The organism is Thermococcus marinus, assembly GCF_055389025.1.
This window is the reverse complement of sequence record NZ_AP042417.1, coordinates 1,166,839-1,190,474: the sequence shown is the minus strand read 5'-3', so window position 1 is coordinate 1,190,474 and position 23,636 is coordinate 1,166,839. Positions and strand designations below refer to the sequence as shown.

The window sequence follows — 23,636 nt, the reverse complement described above, 5'->3', positions numbered from 1 at the left end:
CGTTAGTTTTTCTCCTTTGGCAGTGCTGGAGTCCATTTAGTTATGTGGTGGATCATCACAAACACAGCAAACCCGAAGAGGAATCCCATGCCGAGCACGAGATAGTCTACCCCGTAGACTCGATTTACAAACATCCATAATATTATATATGAAGCGATATACTGAAGTTCTAGTTTTTCTCTGAAGGCATAGAATACCAAAGACAGGAGTATTAGCCCTGTTACTATGAAACTTTCATTTGATATGCCGAGACACGTTAACAGTGAAAAAGCAAAAACGATAGAGTTTGTGTTATCCTTAGACCGATAATACCTCACTGAGAGTGCTGGAATCAAAATGATTAAACCCGCCAAAAACCAGGATATTGGGCTCTTGACAGCGTATACAAATGGATAAAACCCTAAAACGGGCAACAAACTGCGCACCAATTTAATTTCTTCTGCATCCCTTGCAAGGCAATAGCCAGCAAATAGGAAGGGCAGGATTACCACTGAAAACAGCGCTCCAGCAGCTATTCCATCTTCGCTACCAGAGACCTCAGTTATTATCTGAAACGTTGAGATAACCAAAAGCGCAGGGAAAATAAGGGGAAGGGAAACACGGGTACTTACTTCCATATTATCACCTTAACAACATCTGTTGTTCAATTCTCAAGTTAAGCAGTCTTTAATATTGTTACCATCCCTGTCACCGAACTAGTCCCCCGTCTTTTTGTTCTGAACACTCAAACTCCAAGAGCAATGCTGTGGAAGCCAAGAATCCCAGCAATACTGCCGTTCCCCCAAAGTTTTGGAAAATTAGAAAGGCCACACTTCCAACCAGCGCAGGCAATACAATCAACGCACGCCGTTTCTCATTTGACGCATTCCTCACTTGTTGAACAAGTTTATCATGAAAACGGCCAATTGTTGTTATGAGAAAGACAAGGACAACAAGTCCACCTAAGAATGCTTTTTCTGAAGAACTGAAAAAGAAAGTATACAAAATAACAACAACCAGTAAAGCCGTCGTTGAGATATCAACAAAAACCTCTTCAAAGGTGTTTGAAACATTCCCTGTTTTTTCAGAGATATCTCTAGTTATTGGATCAAACCAAGATACCCAAAATGAAAGAGCAAACAATCCCAGACCAGCTAAGGTTTTATCGTTGTTTATAAACCCCTTATAAATAGAAATAAAAGAAAAAAACGCAGACAGAAATACAAGGAAGTTTCTGATAGACTTTATGTGGTTACACATTACCATTGCTTTATCCCCCAACAATGCTATTCCCATCCATACCCGGGTCTGGCCTTGGACCAAAAAACCAGTCGTGAATATCAGCGCCTAAGATAATAATATTTATTGCCAGCCATCCCCTGGAGATTAGTTTTGGAGCATTGCCAACTACAATCAAACCCTTTTTAGCAACTTTAGATGTCCTTGCTATTTCTGAAGCTATGGCCTTGGCATTCTTTCCGGCCTCTACTGCTTCATCGAATGTCGATTGTTCAGCCACTGTAAATATGTCACTAACGATTATTCCCTCCTCAAATTCAGCTTTAACAAGATAGGTATACCCAGCAAACCTGTCCTTAAAGCTCTCCTTGAAAACCCATCTGTCAATCGAATCCCAAGGTCTCTCTCCAAAGTAGTAGTTTGCCAGCTCGTCGTTTATCGTGATTGTTATTGTCAAGTCTTCTTGCATGTTTGTTGGAGTTAGAGTTACTGTTTGCTTGTTAACCGTGACACTACTCGGACCGTTAGGCCACACTCTCTTACCACCAAACTCAACTTCTTGAAGACTCAGCGTAACAGTATCAGCACTCTTCAACTCAAGGTGAACAGTACAAGTAATTGAACCATCAAGGGCAACTACCGTCGGCTTGCACTCCATGTTCGCAATAATATTGCCCGTGGGCTTGACTTCCACCGTCACCTCGTCCCAGTGTTCTTCTCCTGCTCCGTTAGATTTACCATCATAATTGTCGAGGAATAGCTTGAACGTGTGGATGCCAACACCGTAAACGTCCAAGGTGAAGGCAGTTAAGGTATAATTCTGAGCACCTGCAGGAACTCTGCCTTTAAACCCATCGATGGACTTAACGATAGTTCCATCCTCGTCCTGCACGAACCCACTCAAGGATAACGCTGAGGAATCATGATTCCAGACCTTAACTATGAACGTCACCGTCCCACCGCCCTCGAGCTCCGTCGGATATGCAATTAACTCAACTTCAAACAGCGAAGTCGGAGTCCAAGAGACTTCCAAGCTATCACTCCTCGATGTCTCCAGCTTACCGTCTCTCCAGACTTCAATCCTCCACGAATGGTCTCCAGCCTGGGCTGTCCATGATAAAGACACTGTCCCGGAACTCCCAGCACCAAATGTAGTTGTCTTGCTTGATTTCTCGACACCGTCAATGAAGAGCTTTACCGTTGCAGTCTTTGAGCTGGAGACAGGGTTTTCAATTGCCACGTCAAAAACCACCGTATCCCATGGTGCTGGGTTTTCAGGCATAATGTTGACGCTGGTTATCCTCAATGCCCCTGAGCCCCCATAACCCGGTGAAAACACAGTAACGCTTTCGCTTTCGCTCTTGGAGTGCCCGTTCCAGTAAATTGAAGCCGTAGCTGTGTAAGTACTTGCCTCCGGGTACGCTACTGTTTTGGTGTAAATAGTCTTGCTCTCCCATGGACCCAGGCTAACCGTGCCGGAACCCCTTTGTGTACGGGTCAGGGAGATTGGAATCGTGACGGAGTACTCAATCCCATTAATACTTGCGTCCTGGTTGTTCTCCACGATAAGCCTGTAGGTAACGCTTCCGCCCTCTTCAACATTCTTGGGAAACGCCTCTAGGCGGACGTTCACCCTGCTCCAGTCTACCTGAGATTTCAGATTTATTGTGGCGGAGTAAGACCGTGTGATGGTTCTATCACCACAGCTTGAGGGCGTGGACAGCACTCTCGGATCCTTGGATTTTGGAACTGGCCCGCAGGAGGGCGTGTATGTTATCTCCACCTTCCCAATGATGGTGAGTGTGCCGCTGGAAGAATGGGAGTACACGAACTTCTTGCTACTCCAGGTATGGGTATCTCCAACATCGATAAAGGAAACGGAACCCGAATCTGAGTCACCGCTCGTATAATCCCTGACCTTGACCCTGACGTTGCTGACCACGTTGTTTTCTGCGTTCATACGAACCGTAATGTGATATTCAACTCTTCCAGGCTGGTTTGAGTCAACGACAACATCTATGTCCGTTATATGTAGGACACCCTCGTTGCTGTTAACATCGAGGGCCTCTCTTGCCACGGGATCATCCAGAAGCTCTGGGTTGACGATGTTCCCCAAGTCATCGACATTTGAAGTGCTAGATTTCCCAGTTAAAACCTCCATTGGTGGAGTAGGCCCACCCGGAGGCTTTATGGGGTCAATGGGTATTGGCTTCGGGGGTTTGGGAGGCCTTATTGGATCTCTAATTTTTTTGTCATATGAAATCATTGAAACTACAAGCGCGTTCTTTAGCCCGGCGACTTTCTGGTTGAGCATACTCTCAAGCTTAGCGTTCTGATTACCGAGGTTTCTGGCCTTTACAAGGGCATAGATATCGCCCATAAGTCGGTAAGCCTCAAGTGCTTTGGGCCAGTAATATTTCTCTTGGATAATAATCTCCTTGCCACTTTCTTTATCAATTTTGGATCGAGTTAGCATAAAAACTATGCCCCCGTCCTTGACGAAAGTGGCATGAGAAATGATTTGTTTTTTGCTTTCAATAAGAAAGAGCCTCCCCTCTGTCAGCAACCTGTATGTAGTATCCCGAAGGTCTCTAATGTTGGTCTCCATCATTAGATAGTCCTCTTGGGAGTATCCCCGGTAAAATTGCACCCAGGCATCGGCCAACATAGGGTTTATAGCCTTCAAAATTGGGTCTGATGTGGGAGCCTTCGCGGGTTTAGCCCACTTCCACTTCTCCAAGGCCCACACTTCGTACTCGTTGTACTTGAATGCTACCTCAATGAAAGCTGTTGAGAAATCTTTGAGAAAAGCCTTCATATCGAAGTCCTCTTTGATACTGTCGGCGCTTTTGGCAATGTATTTTTCCAGAGCTTGAATCTGGTCGTCTGTCCAGCCTTGAGCCTTTAGAGCTTTTACAGTTTCCCTGGGAAGACCGTTCTTGCGGATGTCGTAGGCCATCTTGCGGAGCTCCTCCGCGGTATAGTATGTCTTGACTCCTGAGTTCTTTAACTCTTCCAAGGCCTGCCAAGTCAGGGCCGAGATATTGGCGGCGTTCTCTGCACCCATACGGGATGTTTTTATCAGCTCTGGAGCAAGGTTAAGCTTGCCATTCTCCACTCCAACCACAAGCTCGGCCTCTCTGTCCAGAATTTCCCAGAACTTTTTATAGGCATCATCATGGGCTTCTGCTACGGCAGCTTGAACCATGCTTCCCGTCGTCGCTACTATAGATCCCAACAAAAGTATTATTAATACCATTCCAACAATTTTCTTCATGTAGATTTCACCGTTGTACTATCAAGGAGTGAAATTTAAAAATTTTTTGATTTTAGCATTGAATGACACTCATAGTAGTATACCTAAAGAGGTGAGAAAACAAAACTGGTTACTGGTTTATGAAAATGAAAATCAGAGGCTCGTCAAAAGCTCTATTAGCCCCCGCTTGGTCGGTATCTTGGAGAACTTTTCTGGGTCTTTGACCTTCAGGAGCAGGGGAACGTCCCCGAACAGGCGGAGGATCTTTCCGAACGGGATGCTCCCCTCTCCCGGGAGCAGGTGCAGGTCGCCGACACCGTAGGCGAGAGCATCTTCTGGCTCCACCTGCGGGAAGAGCTTTCCAAAGTTGTCATGTATCATTAAAATGACCGTCTTGTCGGTGCCGAGCTTGACGTCCTCAAGGAGCTTCTCCTCGTTGCCCTGGGCGCTGAGGAACGCGTGTGCGACATCAAGGGCGAAGCCGACGTTGTCTCTCCTGACGTTCTCGACGACGTAGAGGGTGTCCTTAACGCTGAAGGTGTTCTCAAGGGCTATCTTTATGTCGAAAGGCGCAACCATGTCGGCCAGCTGCTGGATGGCCTCGATTTCGAGGTCGAGCCTTCCCGTCCTTCCGCTCTGCATTACGATGACCTTTGCGCCGAGCTTTATCGCGACGTCCGCGACTGCCTTGGCGACCCTGAAGTGCCTCGTGTAGTATATGTGGTCGCGCAGATTGACCGAGGTCGGCATTCTGACGATGTAGTTTATCCCGACTCCCTTGAGGGTCGTCTCGATGTTCCTGAGGCTCTTCTCCACGACGACACCGTTCTTGATTAACCCGAGCGTGTGCGGGAAAATCGAGACGAAGTCATAGTCCTTAATCTTGACGTCGGCCAGGATTGACGCGAGGCCCTTGTCCTTTGTGACAAAATGGGGATAGATTGTTACCCCAATCTCCATGCAATCACCTGCCCCGAATTTTCTCAGTGTGATATAAAAGCTTAGCGAGGTAGGTTTAAAAGTTGCAGGGAAAATGGGTCTAAGGTGAGAGAATGAGGGAGAACATCTGGAAGTACATCTCGGCAGTTCTCACGCTCCTTCTGGTGCTCTCAGCAGTGGCAATCGCAGTGCTCTACCAGGCAACGTCGCCGATAGAGGTTTCCCGGAACGTTACGGCCCCGATAACGGTGGAGACTTCCCTTAACGTGACGTGCGAGGGAGCCTCGGACTATCAGATAGCCCAGCTGAAGGAGGAAGTTGCATACCTCCGCTCGCTCATCAACGGCACGGGGGGAGAAACAATAGCCGTCGTCCCGATTTTTGGAATAATAACCAGCGATACCGCACTTGAGGTTATACCCCTGCTGAGGAAGCTCGCGGGCGACGAGTCAATCGGGGGAGTCCTTCTCTGGGTTGAGAGCCCCGGCGGTGAAGTTGGGCCGGTTATAGACATCTACTCGGAAGTCAAGAAGCTCGCCCTTGTCAAACCGGTTGTGGCATACTCAGGGGGTATTATGGCCTCTGGAGGTTACTACATAGCCGTTGGGGCCAATAAAATCATTGCCAGCCCCCTTGCGGAGGTCGGGAGCATCGGAGTCCTTTACGTCCACTACAACTACGAGAAAAACTACGAGCTGAACGGCGTGGAGGTCGAAGTCTTCAAGACCGGGCCACATAAGGACATGGGAGCAGAGTGGAGGGGTCTCACGGAGGATGAAAAGAAGATAATTGGCAACATGGTGAACACGTACTTTCAGGCGTTCCTGCAGGCAGTCAGTGAGGGGAGGAACATGAACGTGTCCGAGGTTGAGGAGTTTGCCACAGGAAGGACGTGGTTCGCCCAGAACGTTACCGGGGCGCTCGTGGACGAGGTTGGCGGCATGGACACCGCCATCGAGGCCCTCGAAAAGTTAATGAACGTTACCGGCGCAGAGGTAGTGATATACAAGAACCTTGAGACCCCCAGCGACTTCGGTGTCGTTGGGAGCAGGGCCCTCTACCTCGACCCGGACTACGTCGGGCCCTATCTAAGGGGGTGAGACCGTGCTCTGCGAGGAGAAGCTTGAGGTCTTTGAAAACGGCTTTGAGGACGGGAAGCTTAAGCTCAGGGTTGAGTACTACGGAAAAGACGCCAGGAGGCTTCTCCTCGCGATTATAAGGGAGCTCTACCTCCCAGATTATGGGCCGGACTACGTATACCCCTTTGAGTGCGCCAAGGAGTTCTGGGGAATATACCTCGACCCCAGTGAGATAGTCGCAGAGGAGCCAAACTTCAGCCCCGTCAAGTTCACCAACAGGAGCGTCCTCAACAGGCTCGAAAAGGCCCTTGAGGGCATCAACGCGCCGGAGGAAATCAAGGAACGGATAGACCTGGATAAGGCGGAAATCGTAAAGCTCAAGAAAGGCCTGCTCGCACTCGGAAAGGACTTCCTCCTTGACGAGAGGGGTTACCTTGTAATATTCAACAAACCGAGCGCCAGGGAGCTGGTTCTAAAGTATCTGGGGATGCTCGATGGAGATTGAAACCGGGGTATGGATAGCCGTCTCACTGGTAATCCTTTACCTTACCTGGCAGACGGTTAGTCCGGTTCTTTCCCCCCTAATCGTGGCCGCAACCCTGGCTTACATTCTCTATCCGGTTCACGAAAGGCTCAGCCTCAAAATCGGGAACCGCTGGTCTGTGTTCCTCCTTACGGGGCTTTTAACGATCTTTTCCTTCCTCTTCATACTCGGCTTTGCCCTCTGGATAAACGACGTAAAGTACTCCCTCGCAGACTACGTTGAAACTTTCTTCGGGTGGCTTCTCGGCCTAAACCTCCCCAGCGGGATATACGACCTCCTGCACAGACTTTCGTATGCAATAGAGGAGCGCTTCAACGAGTATGTCTTGGGCTACACCTATTCCCTGCCCACGCTTGCCCTTCAGGTCATCGTCATGGTTTTTGCCTTCTACGGCGCCCTTATAAACGCAAAAGCTATCAAGGACGAGGTCTATGCCCTCCTACCGCCCAGCAGGGAAGAGCTCGCCATGAAGCTCATAAACAGTGCGGCAGGGACGCTCCACCACCTCCTGCGCGGATGGTTGCTCGTGAGCGTCGGCAAGGGTGTCGTGCTCTCAGTCCTATTTTACCTCCTCGGAATATCTGACGCTGGAGGTTCAATAGCGGCCGGCATACTGGTCGTCGTCCTTGAGCTGCTACCAGTCCTGGGGGGATGGGCAGTCTGGGTGGCGAGTGCCGTCTACCTCTTCAAGTCGGGCCTCTATGGGAAGGCCCTTGTAATGGGTATCCTCGGCTTTGCCCTAATATCCCCCCTGCCGGATATAGCACTCTCCAAAAAGCTGGAGAAGAAAAAGTGGGGCGTCAATGCTCTCGTCAGCCTCGTCGGAATTTTCGGCGGCTACATAGCCTTTGGGTTCGTAGGAATCATTATAGGGCCGGTTTCCATCTCGCTCCTGATAACCCTTCTGGAGGAATGGAAGAGGGCAAAAGGCGCTAAATGGAAAACCGCCTGAGGAAGCCTGCCATTTTAACGGCGTCAAGGGTCTCCCTAACGTCGTGCGTTCTGACGATGTTTGCACCCCTGAAGACCGCCACTGCGGTTGCCGAGAGACTGCCCGCAAGCCTCTCCGAGGGGTTCTCCCTGCCCGTTATGGCACCTATGAAGGACTTCCGTGAGACCCCAACGAGAATCGGTTTTCCAAGGAGCTTGAGGAGGTTGAGGTTCGCTATGACCTTTGAGTCCCATTCGTACCAAGGCGGGTACCTAGGCCTTAGGAAACCTATGGCAGGATCAACGGCCACGTCTTCAACTCCGTGCTCCCTTGCTATTGCGAGGCTCTCCTCAAGGAAGTGAACAACCGTTGCAACGGGGTCAGAGAAGTCGCGCACTGTCCCGTGAGCACACAAAACGGTGGGAGCACTGTACTCAGAAGCCACTTTCGCCATTTCGGGGTCACCCTTGAGGCCTGTGACGTCGTTTATTATGTCCGCCCCTGCTTTCAGCGCTTCTTCGGCGACCCTTGCACTCGTGGTGTCTATACTGACCGGGACATCAACGCTGTCCTTAACCACTTTAACCGCCCAGACGGCCCTCTTGATTTCCTCTTCGAGCGGAATCTGGGTCTCAAGGTAAGGGGCCGTTGACTTTGCCCCGATGTCTATGAAGCTCGCACCTTCCTCGACCATTTTAACGGCGGTCTCGGCTAACGCCCGCTCGTCACTCTTCACGCTCCCCTTGTAGAAGCTCTCCGGCGAGACGTTTATCACGCCCATTACCCTCGGCTCGTCAAGGCTAATTCCCGCAAACTTCACAGCAAACACCCCCTTCAATAAGCACCGCCAAGACTAAAAACGTTAGAGTTGATAAGACGACTGGCAGAAACGGGTCGACGTCCATCGCGTAGATGACAAAAACAAAGGCGCCGTTTAAGGCGGTAAAAGTCGCAAGGACGGCCTCCCCCGTAACGGCCAGGTTCCGCTTCGAAATTGCGTGGAGCAGGTAGAGCTCCGCAACAAGGGCGGGGATAGTAACGAGGCCGATTACCCCCAGGAACGCCGCCACAAAGTAGAGGACGAGTTCAAGCGTGTTCCCCTCCTTGGCCATATAATCACCCATCACCACTGGGAGTAATCGTTAAAAACTTTATTGGGTGGGAGAAGATGATAATCCGGACACCAAAAAGGCTCCACCTCGGCCTTATAGACCCAACGGGCTCGCTTGGAAGACGCTTCGGGAGCCTTGGCGTTGCTCTGGAAGGCGGGTACGAGGTCAGAGTCCTCCCCTCGGAGAGCCTGGAAATAAAGGCGGAGGGGGAAGACGTCGAGACAATAAAGAAGACCCTCGCCAGAATGAACTCGGCCTTTGGAACCGGCACCGGCTACCTGGTTGAGGTGAGGAAGGCGATTCCAAGGCACGTCGGTTTGGGCTCCACCACCCAGCTCAGCCTCGCTGTGGGGACTGCGGTAGCGAAGCTCAGCGGCCTGAATACTCCCGTCGAAAAGCTTGCCGAAGCCCTTGGGAGGGGCAAGAACAGCGGGGCGGGAATCTACGCCTTCGCCCACGGCGGTTTTGTCCTCGACGGGGGCGTTGAGGAAGGAGTTCCCCCGCTGATATTCAGGGGGGACTTCCCGGAGGAATGGGCCTTCCTGCTCGTTATTCCGGAGACCAGGCCAGGCTTCGACGAGGAGGAAGAGAAGCCCATAATGGGGGGGAAGTTCGGGGACGTCAGAGCCGCGATGGAGATAAGCCACCGCATTCTGCTAGGCCTCCTGCCCGCCCTGAAGGAGAGAAACATAAAGACCTTTGGCAGACACCTCTCCGCGGTACAGACGCTCGTCGGGAAGCACTTCGCCGAGTTCCAGGGCGGGGAGTTCAGGGAAGACGTGAGACTGATACTTGAGTGGCTCAGGGAGCACACCTACGGCGCGGGCCAGAGCAGCTGGGGGCCGACCGTTTATGGGCTAATCCTGAAAGGGGAGTTCCAGAGGCTCTCTGCGGAGCTGAGTGACTATCTACGGGAGCACGGGATAAGGGCCAAGGTCGAGCTCGGTCTCCCAAGGAACATTGGGGCGGAAATCGTCACAGAAAACGCCTTCTTGGAAAGGTTGATAAGGAGCGTGGCAGGGTGACGCTCGACCGCTTCGTGAGGATAAAATACCGGGAAGATGGGGAGAAAGTCCAGCGCCTCATCGAAATCCTGAACGAGCTGGGCATCGACTGCGCGAGGTTGATAGAGGAGAAAGTCGATTTGCAGTTCGACGCGCTCAAAAACCTCCGGGAAAACCTCGGGGACGACGAACTCTTCGTCAAGCTCGTTATAGCAAACTCCATCGTCAGCTACCAGCTCAGCGGAAAGGGCGAGGACTGGTGGTGGGAGTTCTCAAAGTATTTCTCCAAAAACCCGCCGGAGGGGGGCATTGCCGAAGCGTATTCTCGTTTCCTCCCCAACTCCCAGACTAACAGGCGCCTCGTTGCGGGGAAGCTCAAGCGACTGCAGAGGCTTGAGCCGTTCCTTGAGGAGCGTTCTCTCGAAGACTTGAGGGAGTACTACTTCGAAGGAATGGAGCGCCTTCGCGACAAGCTTGCTAAAACGCTCGGCTCGAAGAAGAGCGCAAAAACGATGGTCTTCGCAGTGAAGATGTTCGGCTACGCGGGGAGGATAGTCTTTGGCGAGTTCGTTCCGTATCCGATGGCCATCGAGATTCCGGACGACGTAAGGATAAACGCCTACACGAAGCGCTTTACCAGCGAGCCACCGGTAAGCTTCTGGAGCAGGGTAGCGAAGGAAACTGGAATTTCTCCTCTCCACATTGACTCGATACTGTGGCCGGCCCTCGGGGGAAAAGAAAGGGTTCTTGAAAGGCTGAGGAAGCACTGTTCCAGGGCGGAGCTGGTTCTTGAACTTACGAGACTCTAATTTCATTCTTACCCGGAGAACAAATTTTTTATACTCTCTATGTTAGTTTCACAAGGATACACGAAGGAGGTGTTTCAAATGTTCTGGGGGTCTGAAGTCGAGTTTATGAAGGGACTTAGGACGAAGAAGCTCTGGGCAGTACTGGCGATAATAATCACCCTCTACGTCCCAGTCTTTTACGCACTGAAACGGGAAGGAATCACAAATGATCTTGAAGCCATAGGAGAGGTTATAAATTTCTCCAGCGGAATGGCACTGTTCTTTCTCGGGATCCTCGCGGTGGTCATCGGCGCGGGGGCGATAAACAAGGAGATTGAAGATGGAACCATCAGAATAGCCCTAAGCAAGAGCGTGACGAGGCTAAGCTATATCCTCGGTAAGTACCTCGGACAGCTCGTAGTCTTCGGCGTTGCAGTCGTTCTCACGAGCGTGGTTACACTCGCAGGCCTTCAGTGGGCCGGGGTTTCAGTTGGGAAGATAACCGCCGACGTCTTTCTGCTCAACCTGCTCCTCCTTCTCACGATGCTCGAATTCATTGCCATCGGATACATCATTTCAACATTCGTCCGCTCGTCGGGAGCGTCACTGGGAGTCGCCCTTGGTGTGTTCTTCCTGCTCCACTTGCTTCTTCCGGTTGTAGTTTCGTACGAAGTAGGGGCTCCTGAAGATATGAGCATCACAGAATCTTTGGACTATAGGGCGGATTACTATGCGAAATATCTCTTCTACTCACCCAGCGCTCAGTTTTCCATCATCGCGGACTCCGTAAACGACTACCATGGAGGTAACTGAGACCATTGAAATAAACGGGGAAACTCACACCATCACTGACTACAAAGTCGAATACGCCGGCGTTGGCCAGGCAATTAAGAAGAGGTCGCTGAACGTTGCCCTTCTGGTAGTTATGACCCTTGTCTACCTCGGCGTTGCGACCTGGCGCTTCCTCAGGATGGATCTGAGGTGATAGCAATGATTACCGTGGAAAACCTGGTTAAGGTTTACAAGGACGTCAGGGCCCTTGATGGGCTCACATTGAGAGTCCCGAGGGGTGTTGTTTACGGTTTCCTTGGACCCAACGGTGCCGGGAAGAGCACAACCATACTGAGCCTCCTTGGCCTCGTCTTCCCGCAAGAAGGACGCATTGAACTCCTCGGCGAGGAAGTCTTCCAGAACGGAAGGTTCGACGAGGGTAAGCTCGTTAAGGCAAAAGCCAGAATCGGCTATATGCCCGAGCACGCCACCCTCTGGGAGTTCCTAACCCCCATGCAAACCCTCCACATAATCGGCAAGGCCTTCGGAATTTCCAAAGCCGAGCGGGAGAAGCGTGCCGAGGAGATTCTCAAAATGGTTAACCTCTGGGACGTCAGGAACAAGAAAGTCGGTAAGTTCTCTAAGGGTATGCGGCAGAGGCTTTTGCTTGCCCAGGCGCTTATTAATGAGCCTGACTTGTTGATTCTGGACGAGCCTATGACGGGCCTCGACCCGACTGGTATTGCGGAGTTCAAGGAGATTATCAGGGAGCAAAGGAAGGCTGGGAAGACAGTCTTTTTCTCGAGCCATATTTTAGCGCACGTTGAAGAAGTCTGCGACACGGTTGGCGTGATCGTGAAGGGCAGGCTCGTGCTGGAGGACAGCATTGAGAACATCAAGCGCGAGTTCCTCAGGGAGGCCGGTTACACCATCATAATCGAGACTAACAGGCCTGTTGACTGGAGTTCTGCTCCTTGGAGTGTCACTCCCCTTGGGGGGAACAGGTATCGTGTCGTCTCGCCCGAGGACATTCGCGAGGAGCTTCACGATTACGTGGCTTCCCAGGGCGCCAAGATACTCGCAATGCAGGTCAAAGAACCCAGCCTCGAAGAGATATTCCTGAAGTTGGTGGAGTAAAAGGGGGAGGGCTAAACCCTCGCCCTCTCAAACTCCTCTTTTCTTTCCAGCGGCTTCGTCGCGTCAATGCCCCACTTCGTCGTGAGGCTTTTTTCGGCGGAGGGGTCGAGGGAGCTGCCGCGGGCGTTAGGCACTATGACCAAGTCTCTGTCGGCCTGGAAGCGCGTCGCTATCGCCCACTCAACCTCGCGGTCGTCGTAGATGTTAATATCCTCGTCAACGACAACCACGTGCTTCAGGCTCGGGTGGCCCGCAAAGGCGGCAAGAATAGCGTTCTTGCCGTCGCCGTCGTGCTGTTTGGTTATGCTAACAACGGCGTGGAGCCACATTGCACCGCCTTCAGTCAGCCTTACGCCGTGAACCTTGGGAACCACGCGCTTGACGCTCGCGTAAATCTGGGGCTCCTTGGGGAGGCCCATGAGCATGAAGTGCTCATATCCTCCAGGCAGGAGGGCGTGGAATATCGGCTCGTCCACATGATACATGCGCTCAAACACGACAAGCGGCTGCTTCCTCACGTAGTCGTAGGTTCCGGTTATGTCAACAAACGGGCCCTCATCAACAAGCTCCGGGGTTATCCTTGCCTCGAAGACGAACTCGCTCTCGACAGGGACGGGTATTCCGCCGACTTCGACGACCTCAAGCGGTTTTCCGAAGGCCATTTCACTCAGCTTTGAGGCTATCTCAAGCTCACTCACGCCATAGGCCACGCTGGTTGCCCCAGCCAGGAGCAGGTGGCCGGGGTTTCCAACCACAATCCTGACGTCAAGCTCTTCCCCGTGCTCGGCCCTGTCCTTCCACATGGCGTAGAGGTGCCTTGGGACGAGCCTTATCGCGGCAGTCTTCTCGTCTCGCACCATAATCCTGTGGAAAGACACATTGACGAAGCCGCTTTCGTCTTTGGCTATCACCATGGCAGAGGTGAAGTACTGACCGCCGTCCTTCGGGTAGTACTTTGGAATCGGAAGCTCTATCAGCGAGAAGTCGCGCGTGGAGTTCTTCAGAAATGGTGCGCCCTCGACGGTTCTGTAGGGCGAGGGGTTCTCTATGGCCTCAGTAAGGACGTGCACGAGCCTTTCTTTCTCCGTGTTCAGAAAAGAGGCTATCCTCTCGCGGGTGCTCCATATGTTGCCCGCCACCTTCCAGCCACCCACGTCCTCGAACAGGACGGGCCTGTCCCTGTACTTGAGGAGGTAGCGGGTTATCTCAAGCTCCTTGCTCACGGGCTCCTTTATGACAACCAAATCATCGAACTTTTGAAGGATGTCCCTCAGCATAACACCACCTGACCCTTTCTTCCAAAAGGGCTATAAAGCCTTTTTCCAGATTTGCTTTGATTGAATATGCCCATGGTAGTCCTCAGAATCCCAGACGGTTCCGCACTGGTCAAGATTGAGAAGGCAGACCCAAGCGTCTACTTCAAGATATACGACCTGCTCACCTACAAGAAGGACTACGGCAAATGGGAGAAGCCTGAGAGCCTCTATGACCCCTACGAGAAGACGTTTCCAGTGGGCCTGCTCCCAAGGGTCAAGAAGTTCCTCAACTCCAAGGGCTACCGGGTTAGGGTAAAAGACGAGAGGCAAATTAGGGGGACCAAGCTCAACTCGACATGGAACGAGGACTATTCTCTGAGAAGATACCAGCAGAGGGCCGTCAAAAAGGCGCTCAAGGAGAAGATGGGTGTCTTAGCCCTGCCCGTCGGAAGCGGAAAAACCGTCGTCGGGCTGAGGATTATCCACGAGCTTGACCTCTCCGCCCTCATAGTGGTGCACACGAAGGAGCTCCTCTACCAGTGGGCCGAGAAGGTCGAGGAGCTCCTCGGCGTTAAAGCCGGAATCGTCGGCGACAACAAGTGGAACGAGGAGAACGTAACTGTCGCTATGATACAGACCCTTCTCTCAAGGGGCGCTGACAAGCTCCAGAACGACTACGCGATAGTCATGTTCGATGAGTGCCACCGCACTTCCGCCGCAGAGAAGTTCTACCAGCTGGGAATAAGCCTCCCCCAGGTCTACCGCTTCGGGCTCTCAGCAACGCCGTGGAGGCGCGTCAGGGGTGAGGAGATAAAGATTGAGGCCGTCGTGGGCCCGATAATCTACGAGGTCAAGGCAGAGGACTTAATCAGGGAGGGCTTTCTGGCGAAGCCCAGGTTTGAGGTCATAACGTACGAGTCAAGCATGCCGTCATTTAGCGAGCGCTATAAAGAGCTCTATGAGGACGTTGTGATGAACAACGACGAGAGGAACAGGGCCATAGCGGAGAAGGCCAAAGAGCTCGTTAAAAAGGGTCACCGCGTCCTCATAGACGTCAAGCGCATCGAACACGGCAAAATCCTGAAAGAGATGCTCGAAAAGGAGGGCGTAAAGGCTGAGTTTCTCAGCTCACAGAGCCAGAACCGCTGGGAGGTCCTTGAGGCATACAAGAAGGGCGAGATTCCGGTTTTAATCTCGACCCTCCTAAAGGAGGGAGTTGACATCCCTGAGATTTCGGCGATAATACTGGCCGGCGGCGGAAAGAGCGATATCATGACGATACAGACCATAGGGAGGGCGCTGAGGCCGAAGAAAGGCATGAGGGCCGTTATCGTTGACGTCGCCGACGACGACCCGCTGCTTTACACGCACTTCATAGAGCGTCAGAAGGCGCTGAAGCAGTACTACGGAAAGTACTACGACAGGGAATCAAAGCTCGACGAGGCAGTCTCCAAAAAGCGCCGCACGCGCAAGGGCCCTTGAATAGCGCTCAAAGAGGTCGCGTTTTGCCTTGGCTAGGCCTTTTTTGTCCGTTTCAAACTTGATTCCAGGGTACTCTATGTGCCAGAGCAGGAGGTTCTCAGGCGGTGCCGGCGGAACTTTTTTCCGGTAAGTGCCGGAGAGCATAGCTTCTATGTCCCCTTTCTCAAGAAGACCGAGCCCGCAGAAGCGGAGCGCGTTGACTATTCTCCGCACCATCTCCCAGAGGAAGCTCTTGCCCGTGATTTCCACAACGTAGTAGCCGTTCATCGGGATTACCCTTACCTCCCTTATTTCCCTTACGGGGTCCCTCCCCGGCTCAAGCTTTGCAAAGGCCGAGAAGTCATGGACGCCCTCAAAAAGCCGGGCACACTCGAGAACCTTTTCAAGGTCAAAGCCCTCGTCAATGAGGTAGTAGCGGTAGGTCTTTGAGCCGGCCCAGAACCTCGGGTGGAACTCAAGGGGGACCTCAGCGACTCCGAGAACCCAGAGGTCTTTGAGGTGGTGGTTTAGGACTTCCGGCCTCGCTAAATCGGCTCTCTCACCGGGGAGGAAGGAAACGACGTTAAAGAAGGCTGAGACCCCCCGGTCGGTCCGGGAGGCACCTTTGAAGTCGTTTTTTTCAGGACTCTCGATGATTTTAAGCTTCGTCAGAACCCGGATAAGCTCCCCCTCAACGGTTCTAACCCCTGGCTGTCTCTGAAAGCCGTAGAACGCCGTCCCATCGTAGGCCACACGGAGGGCGAGCTTCATGATTGGCGCTTTGAGCAGGAGTATAAAAAGCCTTCCTTGAACATTGTCCAAGATTCTTGATGTTTGTAAATCATAGATTCGAATAAAATACAAAAGAATTCCCAAAACGTTGATAAACAGGGTTGAGAAGGGGAAATTGGGGTGAGAGCATGAAGGATGTGTTCGACATTGAAGTCCTGCTCAGCATCACAAACTACGAGCTGATGTGCGTGGGGCTGGAGAAACTAAAGGAGAAGAAAAGCGGGGGTTAGAGGTAGGGCTCCGTGTAGAGTGGCCTGAGGAACAGCTCAAAGCCCGCAACGGGCATCTCAATTCCCCACTTTTCTAGCACCGCAGGGTGTATCTCCCCGATGACACCGATGGCCTCTCCGTTCACGATTATTCTTCCGGCCCTGCCCGATATGAAGCTTGGGTGCTCAACTTCTTCGAGCTCGTACTCGAAGCCGAGGTGGCGCATCACACCCTCAAGTATCTCCTTCGCGTCGGTGAAGGTTGCCCTCGGCTGGGCCAGGACGACCGCTAGTTTGCTCTCGCTGACGGTCTTGGTCTCCCTGCTCTCGTCGATGAGCGTTGCTTTTCCTACCTCAAAGAGCCTCTGCGGGTACTCCTCGTGGGTGTTCTGGCTCAGGAAGTCGAGCAGACTTGGAAGGAGCCAGCTTCTAAGGGCAGACCACTTGGGGCTTATCGGGTTCTCTATCTCGACGAGCTCAGCCGGCGGGTTGCTGAAGTAGTCCCTTCCGTATTCGAGGTTCATCTTTCCATACTGGGCCTCCCTGTTCGTTAGGTTGAACGTCATGACCTCCTGCAGGCCGAAGCCGACCATAAGCTCCCTCACAGCGTCCTCAAACTCGATAAATTTGTCCCCCCTGCCCTGGACGGCGAGCTTCGGCTCCTCCGGCTCAATCTCGTTGTAGCCATAGGCAATGAGGACGTCCTCCAAAACGTCCCTCGCATGCATTATGTCGTCGCGGAAAGCCGGGTAGAGGAGCTTCGCCTTGCCGTCCTCCAGGGTGACATCGTACATCATCCTCACAAGGAGCTCCTTGATTTCCTCGTCGCTCAGGTCGAGGCCCGCAAGCTTCCTTATGTAGTCCAGCTCGACCTCAAACTCCTTCGGGGTGAGGTCGGGGGTCACGACCTCGAAGTCCGGGTAAACCACCTTGACGCTCTTAATCCTTCCTCCGCGCTCCGCTAAAGCTGTGACGACAACGTTAAGGGCAAGCATGACCTTGTTCAAATCCCAGCCCGTAACGTCAACGAAGACGTTCCTCGTTTCGGTCGTTACCCTTCCGGTTATCTCGGAGTTTATAATCGGGGGCATTGAGAGGACTTTACCTTCGGAATCAACGAGAAGTGGGTAGTAGGGCTTGTCCTTTATCAGGTGGCCGTACTCACGGCCCTTCTCGTGCTTCTCAAGGATTTCTTCCAGCGTAAGTTCCTCCTCGAAGCCCAGCGGGACGAACTTCTCGGTCTTCTCCGCCGCTCTGTAGTATATAGGAGGCTTCACCTTGTCGAAGTCAAAGATTCCTATTGCGACTTCTCTCCTTCTCCTTCCGAAGGTGAGGGCGACCTTTTCCTGGAGGTTAATCATCTGCCTGAGGGCCTCCTCGTCAAGGCTGAGGCCCTCGACTATGGCGTAGACACCGTAGGGCCTGATGTCCTTCAGCTTTTCGTCAACGTAAACGGTAACGTCGCTCTTCTCGACCTCATATTTCGGCAGATCCCTCTGGAATCCAAGCGCCCAGCGAATCTGCCTCGCTATTCCTTCAGCGCTCCAGAGGTCAGGCCTGTTGGTGTCCTTTGAGTCGGCCTTGAAGTAGATTTGACCGTTCTCCTCCCAGACGTCGTCCAGCTCGCATTTGGCGTAGAGGAAGAGGTCCTCCCATTCCTCGACCGTGAATTCTCTGCCAACGAGCCTCTCCAAATCCCGCTTTGACACGTCAAACTTTGGCATCTCCCATCACCACACCAGCTTCGCTTCCCTCAGCCAGCGGAGGTCGTAGCTGAACAGGTAGCGTATGTCGTCTATCCCGAGCTTGAACATAGCTAATCTGTCGATTCCGATTCCCCACGCGATGACCGGGACGTCTATTCCAAGGGCCTTGGTCATCTCCTCGCGGAAGATTCCGGCACCGCCGAACTCGACCCAGCCGAGTTCAGGGTGGTAGGCGCTCATCTGGACGCTCGGTTCGGTGAACGGATAGTAGTCGGGCAGGAACTTGACTTTCTTTGCTCCTGCAATCTCAACTGCAAAGCGCTTGAGGATTCCGAGCAGGTGCCTGAAGTTGAGGTCTTCCCCAACGACGAAGCCGTCAATCTGGTTGAACTCGATGAGGTGCGTCCTGTCGAGGACGTCCGGACGGAAAACGCGCTGGATTGTGAAGTATTTTCCGGGAATCTCAACGCCTTTGGCGAGCTGTCTACCGCTTAGAGCAGTGCCGTGTGCCCTCGGCATGAGGAGCATCGCCCTCTCTGGAGACCAGACGTAGCCCCAACCGCGTGAGCCTGCCAGACCGTGCTCGTGGGCGGCCTTAACCCTCTCGACAAGCTCCTTCTCCGGCAGGAACCCGGTCTTCGGGTACTTGAGCTGGTAAGTGTCAGTCCACTCTCTCGCCGGGTGGTTCTGGGGCTGGAATAGCGCGTCAAAGTTCCAGAACTGAGTCTCGATGAGGCTCTCGACGGTCATCTCTATGAAGCCCATCTCGATAAGCCTTCTCCTTATCTTGTCGAGGAACGCCCTGTAAGGTTGCTTCTTGCCGGGATAGATTCTCCTGACGGGGGCCTTTATGTCGAACTTCCTGAACTCGACCTCGCGCCATTTGCCCGACTTTATGAGCTCGGGGGTTAAAACTGAAACCTCCCGCTTCAGCTCCACTTTTGGAGCTAACTCCTCGCCCTCCGGGGTAATCTCGACGGTTCTCTCGGTTATGGTTTCCTCCTCTCCGATTTTCCTCCTCTTGAGCTCCTTAACGGGAACGAGCTTCTCGATTTCCTTAACAGGAACAATCTCCCTCTCGACGAGGAGCTTTAGGGCCTCGTCAATGGGCCTATTTTCGGCTTTAAGCCCCTTCTCGGTGATTTCGAGGACGAGCTTTCCGTCTTCTTTCCTAACGCTTGCCCAGCCTTCCTTCCTGAGGAGGCCGACTATGGGCTTCAGCTCGTCGTCGCTGAGGACTTCTCTGAGATCGTCGAGGGTCACCTTTTTCTTCTCGCGGAGAACCTTTAGAGCCCTCCACTCGGGAAGGCCTACCTCGGCGTACCTCTTTCCAGTCTCGGTGAGCTTAACGACTCTCTCGCTCCTCTCGTGGAGTTTGGCCAGACCTTTCGCCTGCAGGCCGAGAACGGCCCTCATGACCGCTACCTGTTCGAGTCCAGTTTCTTTGACGAGCTCCTCGAACTTAGCCTTTTTCAGTTCGTTGAGCTTGATGAGGGTGAGCTTTTCCTGATAGCTCAGCTCCATTCCAACACCTCCGCTCGAAATGAGAGATGGTTTACTTAAGAATTGCGGTGGGAGAAAAAGGGAAGAAAAATCACTCCTTAGGGAAGAAGACGACCTTGCCGGTCTTGCCGGCGCGCATGAGCTCGAAGGCTTCCTCGTACTTGTCGAAGCCCTTGTACCTGTGGGTGATTATCGGGTCGAGGTTGAGCTTTCCGCTCTGGATGAGGCTTGAGACCGTGTACCAGGTCTCCCAGAGGTGCCTTCCGGTGATACCGTGGACTTCGAGGGCCTTGAAGATTATGAGGTTGTTGAAGTCGAGCGTGACGTCGCGCGGGAAGAGGCCGAGGAGTGAGACCCTTCCTCCGGGGGTTGTCGCCTTAAGTCCCTGCTCAAGGGCTTTCGGTGCACCACTAAACTCAAGGAAGACCTCTACACCTGCGCCGTCTGTTATGCTCATGACGACTTCAACAGGGTCTTCCTCGAAGGGGTTGATGACGTAGTCCGCACCCACCTTCTTGGCGAGCTTTCTCCGGAAGTCGCTCGGCTCGCTCACGATGACCGGGTAGGCTCCAGAGGCCTTGGCAACGGTTATGCCGAGCAGTCCGAGCGGGCCGGCGCCGGTTATGAGCGTGCTCCTTCCAGCTATCGGGCCGGCCAGGACGGTATCAACGGCGTTGCCGAGCGGCTCCTGGAGGGCGGCATACTCGGGCTTCATGTCCTTGGGGTTCTTCCAGGCGTTCTGGGCGGGGACTATGGCATAGGTAGCGAAGACACCGTCCATATCAACGCCGAAAATCTTGGTGTTCTGGCAGACGTGGTAGCGGTTGTGCTTGCAGGCATAGCACTTTCCGCAGACGATGTGCGTCTCCGCGCTTATGTAGTCGCCCTCCTGAAGGTCTTCAACACCGGGGCCGACTTCAACGACTTCTCCAGCCACCTCGTGGCCCATAATCTGGGGCGGCTTAATCCTGCTCTGCGCCCACTCGTTCCACTCGTAGATGTGGAGGTCCGTACCGCAGATGCTGGTGGCGAGAACCCTGATGAGGACTTCGCCCGGCCCGGGCTTGGGGACGTCAACTTCAACGAGCTCAGCTCCGTAAGCGGGTTTAGTCTTCATAATAGCGGGCATTTTTTCGGCCATGGCGACCATCTCCTTAACCTTACAACGGAAATCTAAGGGCGGAATGATATAAACCTTTTGTGTTCATCGAAGCTAAGAGGCTCATGAGTGGACAGAACTGTGTACACGAGGGCCAGAAATCAGAGCTCCGGCAGGTATTCAGAGGAAAACCTTATATCCTCAACGTCAAGAAGAGAAACTTAGAGGGAGAGTGATGGCGGTAGTCGTCGTAACAGGGCGTGGAGGTGCCGGCAAAACTACCACAACGGCAAACCTAAGTTCGTACCTCGCCATGAAGGAGTATCGAGTTCTGGCCGTTGACGGAGATTTGTATCTCCCGAACCTCGGCTTTCACTTTGCCCTTGATACCGTTAAGTACACAGTCCACACCCTTCTGAAGAACCCCGATATAGACCCCGAGTGGGCCATATACCGCCACAATGAAACCGGAGTCTACGTAATGCCTGGGAGCACCCAGCTCCAGGACGTCCTCGGGATATCGCCGAGGAAGCTGGTTGATATCCTTGAGAGGGTAAAGTACAAGTTTGGCGTCGTTTTTGTAGATTCCCCCACTGGTGTTCCCTTTGACACGCTTCCAACGTTCCAGGTCGCTAACTACCAGATTATAGTCGTCGAAATAGAGCGTTCACCGATTTACTCCTTTGAGACGATGGTCAAAAACGAAATAGAGAAGCTGAAGGCCCTTGGAGAGAAGTACAACCTCAACATAGGTGTTGTCCTTAACAAGGTTCGCGAGAGCGCGGACGTTGTGGACAAGATAATCGAGGCGATTGAAACCGACCTCGATGTCCCTGTTCTCGGGTGGGTTCCCTTTGACTACAACGTCCCCGAGTCCATCAACGTTGGAATCCCCATAGTTAAATACCGTCCCAACAGCGACGCCGCCGTCGCGTTTAAAGAAATCGGGGAAGTCCTTGAAGAGTGGATATTCGGCTGATTCTGGGGGTGTTGAAATGGAGTTTGAAGAGCTCGTTGAGAAAGTCGTTAAGGGAGAGATAAAACTCCACCAGGTCGAAAAGTACACCGACAAGAGAAGGGCGACCGAAGTCAGACGGAAGGCCCTTGAGAAGAAGCTCGGCGTCAAGCTCGAGCACATCGGGCACTACAGCATAGACCCGGAGCAGCTCATAGGCAGGAACATCGAGAACATGATAGGCGTCGTCCAGATACCGATGGGCGTCGCCGGGCCGCTTAAAATAAACGGCGAATATGCCAAGGGCGAGTTCTACATACCGCTCGCGACCACTGAAGGCGCGCTCGTTGCAAGCGTTAACCGCGGCTGTTCTGCCCTGACGGAGGCCGGCGGAGTTAAGACGACTCTCATTGATGATAAAATGACTCGTGCACCACTTCTCAAGTGCCCGGACGCAAGGCGCGCCAGGGAGGTTGCCGAGTGGGTCAAGGCCAACATCGACTACCTCCAGGAGAAGGCGGTCAGTAAGGTCACCAGACACGGGAAGCTGAGGGATGTTAAGCCCTACATCGTCGGCAACAACCTCTATCTGCGCTTTGAGTTCGAGACCGGCGATGCAATGGGCATGAACATGGTCACGATATCGAGCGAGGAGATAATGAAGGTCATCGAGGAGGAGTTCCCGGACGTTCGCTATTTAGCGCTCTCAGGCAACCTCTGCGTTGACAAGAAGCCGAACGCCATGAACTTCATCAACGGGCGCGGGAAGACCGTCATAGCGGAGGCGATAGTCCCGCGCGAAATCGTCGAGAAAAAGCTGAAGACCACGCCGGAGCTCATAGCCGAGGTGAACTACCGCAAGAACCTCGTCGGCTCCGCACAGGCCGGCTCCTACGGCTTCAACGCTCATTTCGGAAACATCGTCGGTGCAATCTTCCTCGCCACCGGACAGGACGAGGCCCAGATTACAGAGGGCTCCCATGGCATAACCCTGGCAGAGGTCACCCCTGAGGGAGACCTCTACATCAGCGTAACGATGCCAAGCCTTGAAATCGGAACCGTCGGCGGTGGAACCCGCGTCCCGACCCAGAGGGAGGCCCTCTCAATCATGGGCGTCGCCGGCGGCGGAGACCCGCCCGGAACGAACGCCAAGAAGTTCGCGGAGATAGTGGCAGGTGCTGTCCTAGCGGGCGAGCTCTCGCTCCTTGCGGCGATAGCTGCAAAGCACCTGGCAAAGGCCCACAAGGAGCTGGGGCGCTAAAGGGACACCCTCACGACTTTTCCCTTCTTTTCCGAGACTTCGTATACCTTTTTGACGGTCTTTTCATTAAGCTCCGTTGCCAGAGTTCGAAAGTTTCCCTTTTTAGGGCCAAGGAGATACTCAACGACCCCAAAAACTGCGCCGAGGAGCACGGCGCCCCAGACTCCCAGCTCGAGGTTGAAGTATTCCCCAATGGAGACCACTGCGAGCGTTGCAATGAAGTCTATGAGGAAGCGCCACTTCTTGCCCTTCTTTCCCAGCCCCCTATCGAGGATTTCATCGGGGTTGTCCTCCGCAAGTGCCCTGAAGAAATCGCCAAGGCCCCCACGAGGCACTACAAAAACCCTCGGAAGACTGTCATTGATTAAGACCAGGTCCTCTCCAACGGGAAGGACGAATACGTGGCGGTTTTCCCCCTTAAGGTCAATCACGAGAAGCCCGGCATTCCCTTTTGGGGGCTCGACTATTGAGAAGCTTTCCCCAGTCGGGTTCTTGAACTCAATGGCAGATGGAAAGGCCTCCCTGACCCGCTCTGGGGGGACACTCAGCTGATAATAAAGAACCGAGACCGCATTTATCAGCTTCATAAGGGATAGAGCAACCTTATACGTTAAA

The 23,636-nt window shown here is 53.1% G+C and carries 23 protein-coding genes; 11 read left to right on the top strand and 12 right to left on the bottom strand.

The annotated features are described in order from the left end of the window. Positions 1-2: 2 nt before the first annotated feature. From ACZ5ER_RS06590 to ACZ5ER_RS06575, 4 genes are all read right to left on the bottom strand, one after another. On the bottom strand, positions 3-617 hold the full coding sequence (locus ACZ5ER_RS06590) for a hypothetical protein (protein ID WP_464934065.1): 615 nt from the start codon (positions 615-617) through the stop codon (positions 3-5). Between the two features lie 70 nt (positions 618-687). Further along, a complete protein-coding gene (locus ACZ5ER_RS06585; RefSeq protein WP_464934064.1) occupies positions 688-1,275 on the bottom strand; it encodes a hypothetical protein in 588 nt (195 codons plus the stop codon). Continuing rightward, the gene (locus tag ACZ5ER_RS06580; RefSeq protein WP_464934063.1) at positions 1,250-4,495 is read right to left on the bottom strand and encodes a COG1470 family protein; all 3,246 of its coding nucleotides are present in this window, start codon (positions 4,493-4,495) and stop codon (positions 1,250-1,252) included. Before ACZ5ER_RS06580 ends, ACZ5ER_RS06585 begins: the two co-directional genes overlap by 26 nt. A gap of 132 nt (positions 4,496-4,627) precedes the next feature. Then, a complete protein-coding gene (locus ACZ5ER_RS06575) occupies positions 4,628-5,434 on the bottom strand; it encodes a sugar phosphate isomerase/epimerase family protein (RefSeq protein WP_050003137.1) in 807 nt (268 codons plus the stop codon). Positions 5,435-5,526: 92 nt separating this feature from the next. Here ACZ5ER_RS06575 and sppA point away from each other — a divergent pair, with 92 nt between their 5' ends. Genes sppA through ACZ5ER_RS06560 form a run of 3 tightly spaced genes read left to right on the top strand, consistent with a single transcriptional unit; the run spans position 5,527 to position 7,988 of the window. Further along, complete coding sequence (gene sppA, locus ACZ5ER_RS06570; RefSeq protein WP_464934062.1) at positions 5,527-6,513, top strand: signal peptide peptidase SppA; 987 nt, start codon at positions 5,527-5,529, stop codon at positions 6,511-6,513. A 4-nt stretch (positions 6,514-6,517) separates the two neighbouring features. Continuing rightward, positions 6,518-6,997 (top strand): PH1570 family protein, encoded by a 480-nt coding sequence (locus ACZ5ER_RS06565; protein ID WP_464934061.1) that lies wholly within the window; start codon positions 6,518-6,520, stop codon positions 6,995-6,997. Continuing rightward, positions 6,987-7,988 carry an AI-2E family transporter gene (locus tag ACZ5ER_RS06560; RefSeq protein WP_050003134.1) on the top strand — a complete coding sequence of 334 codons (1,002 nt, stop codon included), beginning with the start codon at positions 6,987-6,989 and terminating at the stop codon, positions 7,986-7,988. The genes ACZ5ER_RS06565 and ACZ5ER_RS06560 overlap by 11 nt, the downstream gene beginning before the upstream one ends. Here the strand turns inward: ACZ5ER_RS06560 and folP are convergent. Next, positions 7,969-8,787 carry a dihydropteroate synthase gene (folP, locus tag ACZ5ER_RS06555; RefSeq protein WP_464934060.1) on the bottom strand — a complete coding sequence of 273 codons (819 nt, stop codon included), beginning with the start codon at positions 8,785-8,787 and terminating at the stop codon, positions 7,969-7,971. The two genes, ACZ5ER_RS06560 and folP, sit on opposite strands and share 20 nt — an antisense overlap. Continuing rightward, positions 8,768-9,091 (bottom strand): hypothetical protein, encoded by a 324-nt coding sequence (locus tag ACZ5ER_RS06550; RefSeq protein WP_464934059.1) that lies wholly within the window; start codon positions 9,089-9,091, stop codon positions 8,768-8,770. The genes folP and ACZ5ER_RS06550 overlap by 20 nt, the downstream gene beginning before the upstream one ends. A gap of 44 nt (positions 9,092-9,135) precedes the next feature. On the opposite strand from ACZ5ER_RS06550, the gene ACZ5ER_RS06545 reads away from it, so the two are divergent. The 5 genes from ACZ5ER_RS06545 to ACZ5ER_RS06525 all read left to right on the top strand — a co-directional run bounded on the left by ACZ5ER_RS06545 (position 9,136) and on the right by ACZ5ER_RS06525 (position 12,779). Next, positions 9,136-10,104: a beta-ribofuranosylaminobenzene 5'-phosphate synthase family protein gene (locus ACZ5ER_RS06545; RefSeq protein WP_050003131.1), complete on the top strand. Its 969-nt coding sequence runs from the start codon at positions 9,136-9,138 to the stop codon at positions 10,102-10,104. Continuing rightward, positions 10,101-10,892, top strand: coding sequence for an N-glycosylase/DNA lyase (locus tag ACZ5ER_RS06540; protein WP_050003130.1), 792 nt, complete (start codon positions 10,101-10,103; stop codon positions 10,890-10,892). The genes ACZ5ER_RS06545 and ACZ5ER_RS06540 overlap by 4 nt, the downstream gene beginning before the upstream one ends. A gap of 78 nt (positions 10,893-10,970) precedes the next feature. Beyond that, positions 10,971-11,684, top strand: a complete 714-nt coding sequence (locus tag ACZ5ER_RS06535) for an ABC transporter permease (protein WP_464934058.1) — start codon at positions 10,971-10,973, stop codon at positions 11,682-11,684. Further along, entirely contained in the window at positions 11,671-11,856 is a 186-nt protein-coding gene (locus ACZ5ER_RS06530) for a hypothetical protein (RefSeq protein WP_464934057.1), read from the top strand. Before ACZ5ER_RS06535 ends, ACZ5ER_RS06530 begins: the two co-directional genes overlap by 14 nt. Before the next feature lie 5 nt (positions 11,857-11,861). After that, positions 11,862-12,779, top strand: coding sequence for an ABC transporter ATP-binding protein (locus tag ACZ5ER_RS06525; protein ID WP_464934056.1), 918 nt, complete (start codon positions 11,862-11,864; stop codon positions 12,777-12,779). Between the two features lie 11 nt (positions 12,780-12,790). Here ACZ5ER_RS06525 and ACZ5ER_RS06520 read toward each other — a convergent pair whose 3' ends face one another. Beyond that, complete coding sequence (locus ACZ5ER_RS06520; protein ID WP_050003127.1) at positions 12,791-14,056, bottom strand: UbiD family decarboxylase; 1,266 nt, start codon at positions 14,054-14,056, stop codon at positions 12,791-12,793. Positions 14,057-14,128: 72 nt separating this feature from the next. Between ACZ5ER_RS06520 and ACZ5ER_RS06515 the strand changes: the two genes are divergently transcribed. Then, a complete protein-coding gene (locus ACZ5ER_RS06515; RefSeq protein ID WP_050003126.1) occupies positions 14,129-15,517 on the top strand; it encodes a DEAD/DEAH box helicase in 1,389 nt (462 codons plus the stop codon). Here ACZ5ER_RS06515 and truA read toward each other — a convergent pair. The 4 genes from truA to tdh all read right to left on the bottom strand — a co-directional run bounded on the left by truA (position 15,464) and on the right by tdh (position 20,847). Further along, a complete protein-coding gene (gene truA, locus ACZ5ER_RS06510; RefSeq protein ID WP_050003125.1) occupies positions 15,464-16,267 on the bottom strand; it encodes a tRNA pseudouridine(38-40) synthase TruA in 804 nt (267 codons plus the stop codon). The genes ACZ5ER_RS06515 and truA overlap by 54 nt on opposite strands. Positions 16,268-16,514: 247 nt before the next feature. Then, positions 16,515-18,221, bottom strand: coding sequence for a phenylalanine--tRNA ligase subunit beta (gene pheT, locus ACZ5ER_RS06505; RefSeq protein ID WP_464934055.1), 1,707 nt, complete (start codon positions 18,219-18,221; stop codon positions 16,515-16,517). A 6-nt stretch (positions 18,222-18,227) separates the two neighbouring features. Continuing rightward, the gene (gene pheS / locus ACZ5ER_RS06500; RefSeq protein ID WP_464934054.1) at positions 18,228-19,727 is read right to left on the bottom strand and encodes a phenylalanine--tRNA ligase subunit alpha; all 1,500 of its coding nucleotides are present in this window, start codon (positions 19,725-19,727) and stop codon (positions 18,228-18,230) included. Positions 19,728-19,797: 70 nt separating this feature from the next. Then, positions 19,798-20,847: an L-threonine 3-dehydrogenase gene (gene tdh, locus ACZ5ER_RS06495; RefSeq protein WP_050003122.1), complete on the bottom strand. Its 1,050-nt coding sequence runs from the start codon at positions 20,845-20,847 to the stop codon at positions 19,798-19,800. A gap of 193 nt (positions 20,848-21,040) precedes the next feature. Between tdh and ACZ5ER_RS06490 the strand changes: the two genes are divergently transcribed. Continuing rightward, positions 21,041-21,784, top strand: a complete 744-nt coding sequence (locus ACZ5ER_RS06490; RefSeq protein ID WP_050003121.1) for a MinD/ParA family ATP-binding protein — start codon at positions 21,041-21,043, stop codon at positions 21,782-21,784. Positions 21,785-21,800: 16 nt separating this feature from the next. Then, positions 21,801-23,021, top strand: coding sequence for a hydroxymethylglutaryl-CoA reductase (NADPH) (gene hmgA, locus ACZ5ER_RS06485; protein WP_050003120.1), 1,221 nt, complete (start codon positions 21,801-21,803; stop codon positions 23,019-23,021). On the opposite strand, the gene ACZ5ER_RS06480 is transcribed toward hmgA, so the two are convergent. Then, positions 23,018-23,608 (bottom strand): hypothetical protein, encoded by a 591-nt coding sequence (locus ACZ5ER_RS06480; RefSeq protein ID WP_464934053.1) that lies wholly within the window; start codon positions 23,606-23,608, stop codon positions 23,018-23,020. The two genes, hmgA and ACZ5ER_RS06480, sit on opposite strands and share 4 nt — an antisense overlap. Positions 23,609-23,636: the final 28 nt, after the last annotated feature.

Bases quoted from the DNA above. Each gene is read 5' to 3' on its own strand.
- ACZ5ER_RS06515 (WP_050003126.1), top strand. From the start codon at position 14,129: ATGGTAGTCCTCAGAATCCCAGACGGTTCCGCACTGGTCAAGATTGAG.
- pheT (WP_464934055.1), bottom strand. From the start codon at position 18,221: ATGCCAAAGTTTGACGTGTCAAAGCGGGATTTGGAGAGGCTCGTTGGC.
- ACZ5ER_RS06530 (WP_464934057.1), top strand. From the start codon at position 11,671: ATGGAGGTAACTGAGACCATTGAAATAAACGGGGAAACTCACACCATC.
- sppA (WP_464934062.1), top strand. From the start codon at position 5,527: ATGAGGGAGAACATCTGGAAGTACATCTCGGCAGTTCTCACGCTCCTT.
- ACZ5ER_RS06520 (WP_050003127.1), bottom strand. From the start codon at position 14,056: ATGCTGAGGGACATCCTTCAAAAGTTCGATGATTTGGTTGTCATAAAG.
- ACZ5ER_RS06590 (WP_464934065.1), bottom strand. From the start codon at position 617: ATGGAAGTAAGTACCCGTGTTTCCCTTCCCCTTATTTTCCCTGCGCTT.
- truA (WP_050003125.1), bottom strand. From the start codon at position 16,267: ATGAAGCTCGCCCTCCGTGTGGCCTACGATGGGACGGCGTTCTACGGC.
- pheS (WP_464934054.1), bottom strand. From the start codon at position 19,727: ATGGAGCTGAGCTATCAGGAAAAGCTCACCCTCATCAAGCTCAACGAA.
- ACZ5ER_RS06535 (WP_464934058.1), top strand. From the start codon at position 10,971: ATGTTCTGGGGGTCTGAAGTCGAGTTTATGAAGGGACTTAGGACGAAG.
- ACZ5ER_RS06575 (WP_050003137.1), bottom strand. From the start codon at position 5,434: ATGGAGATTGGGGTAACAATCTATCCCCATTTTGTCACAAAGGACAAG.
- ACZ5ER_RS06560 (WP_050003134.1), top strand. From the start codon at position 6,987: ATGGAGATTGAAACCGGGGTATGGATAGCCGTCTCACTGGTAATCCTT.
- ACZ5ER_RS06525 (WP_464934056.1), top strand. From the start codon at position 11,862: ATGATTACCGTGGAAAACCTGGTTAAGGTTTACAAGGACGTCAGGGCC.
- tdh (WP_050003122.1), bottom strand. From the start codon at position 20,847: ATGGCCGAAAAAATGCCCGCTATTATGAAGACTAAACCCGCTTACGGA.
- ACZ5ER_RS06585 (WP_464934064.1), bottom strand. From the start codon at position 1,275: ATGGGAATAGCATTGTTGGGGGATAAAGCAATGGTAATGTGTAACCAC.
- ACZ5ER_RS06490 (WP_050003121.1), top strand. From the start codon at position 21,041: ATGGCGGTAGTCGTCGTAACAGGGCGTGGAGGTGCCGGCAAAACTACC.
- ACZ5ER_RS06550 (WP_464934059.1), bottom strand. From the start codon at position 9,091: ATGGGTGATTATATGGCCAAGGAGGGGAACACGCTTGAACTCGTCCTC.
- ACZ5ER_RS06545 (WP_050003131.1), top strand. From the start codon at position 9,136: ATGATAATCCGGACACCAAAAAGGCTCCACCTCGGCCTTATAGACCCA.
- ACZ5ER_RS06580 (WP_464934063.1), bottom strand. From the start codon at position 4,495: ATGAAGAAAATTGTTGGAATGGTATTAATAATACTTTTGTTGGGATCT.
- ACZ5ER_RS06480 (WP_464934053.1), bottom strand. From the start codon at position 23,608: ATGAAGCTGATAAATGCGGTCTCGGTTCTTTATTATCAGCTGAGTGTC.
- hmgA (WP_050003120.1), top strand. From the start codon at position 21,801: ATGGAGTTTGAAGAGCTCGTTGAGAAAGTCGTTAAGGGAGAGATAAAA.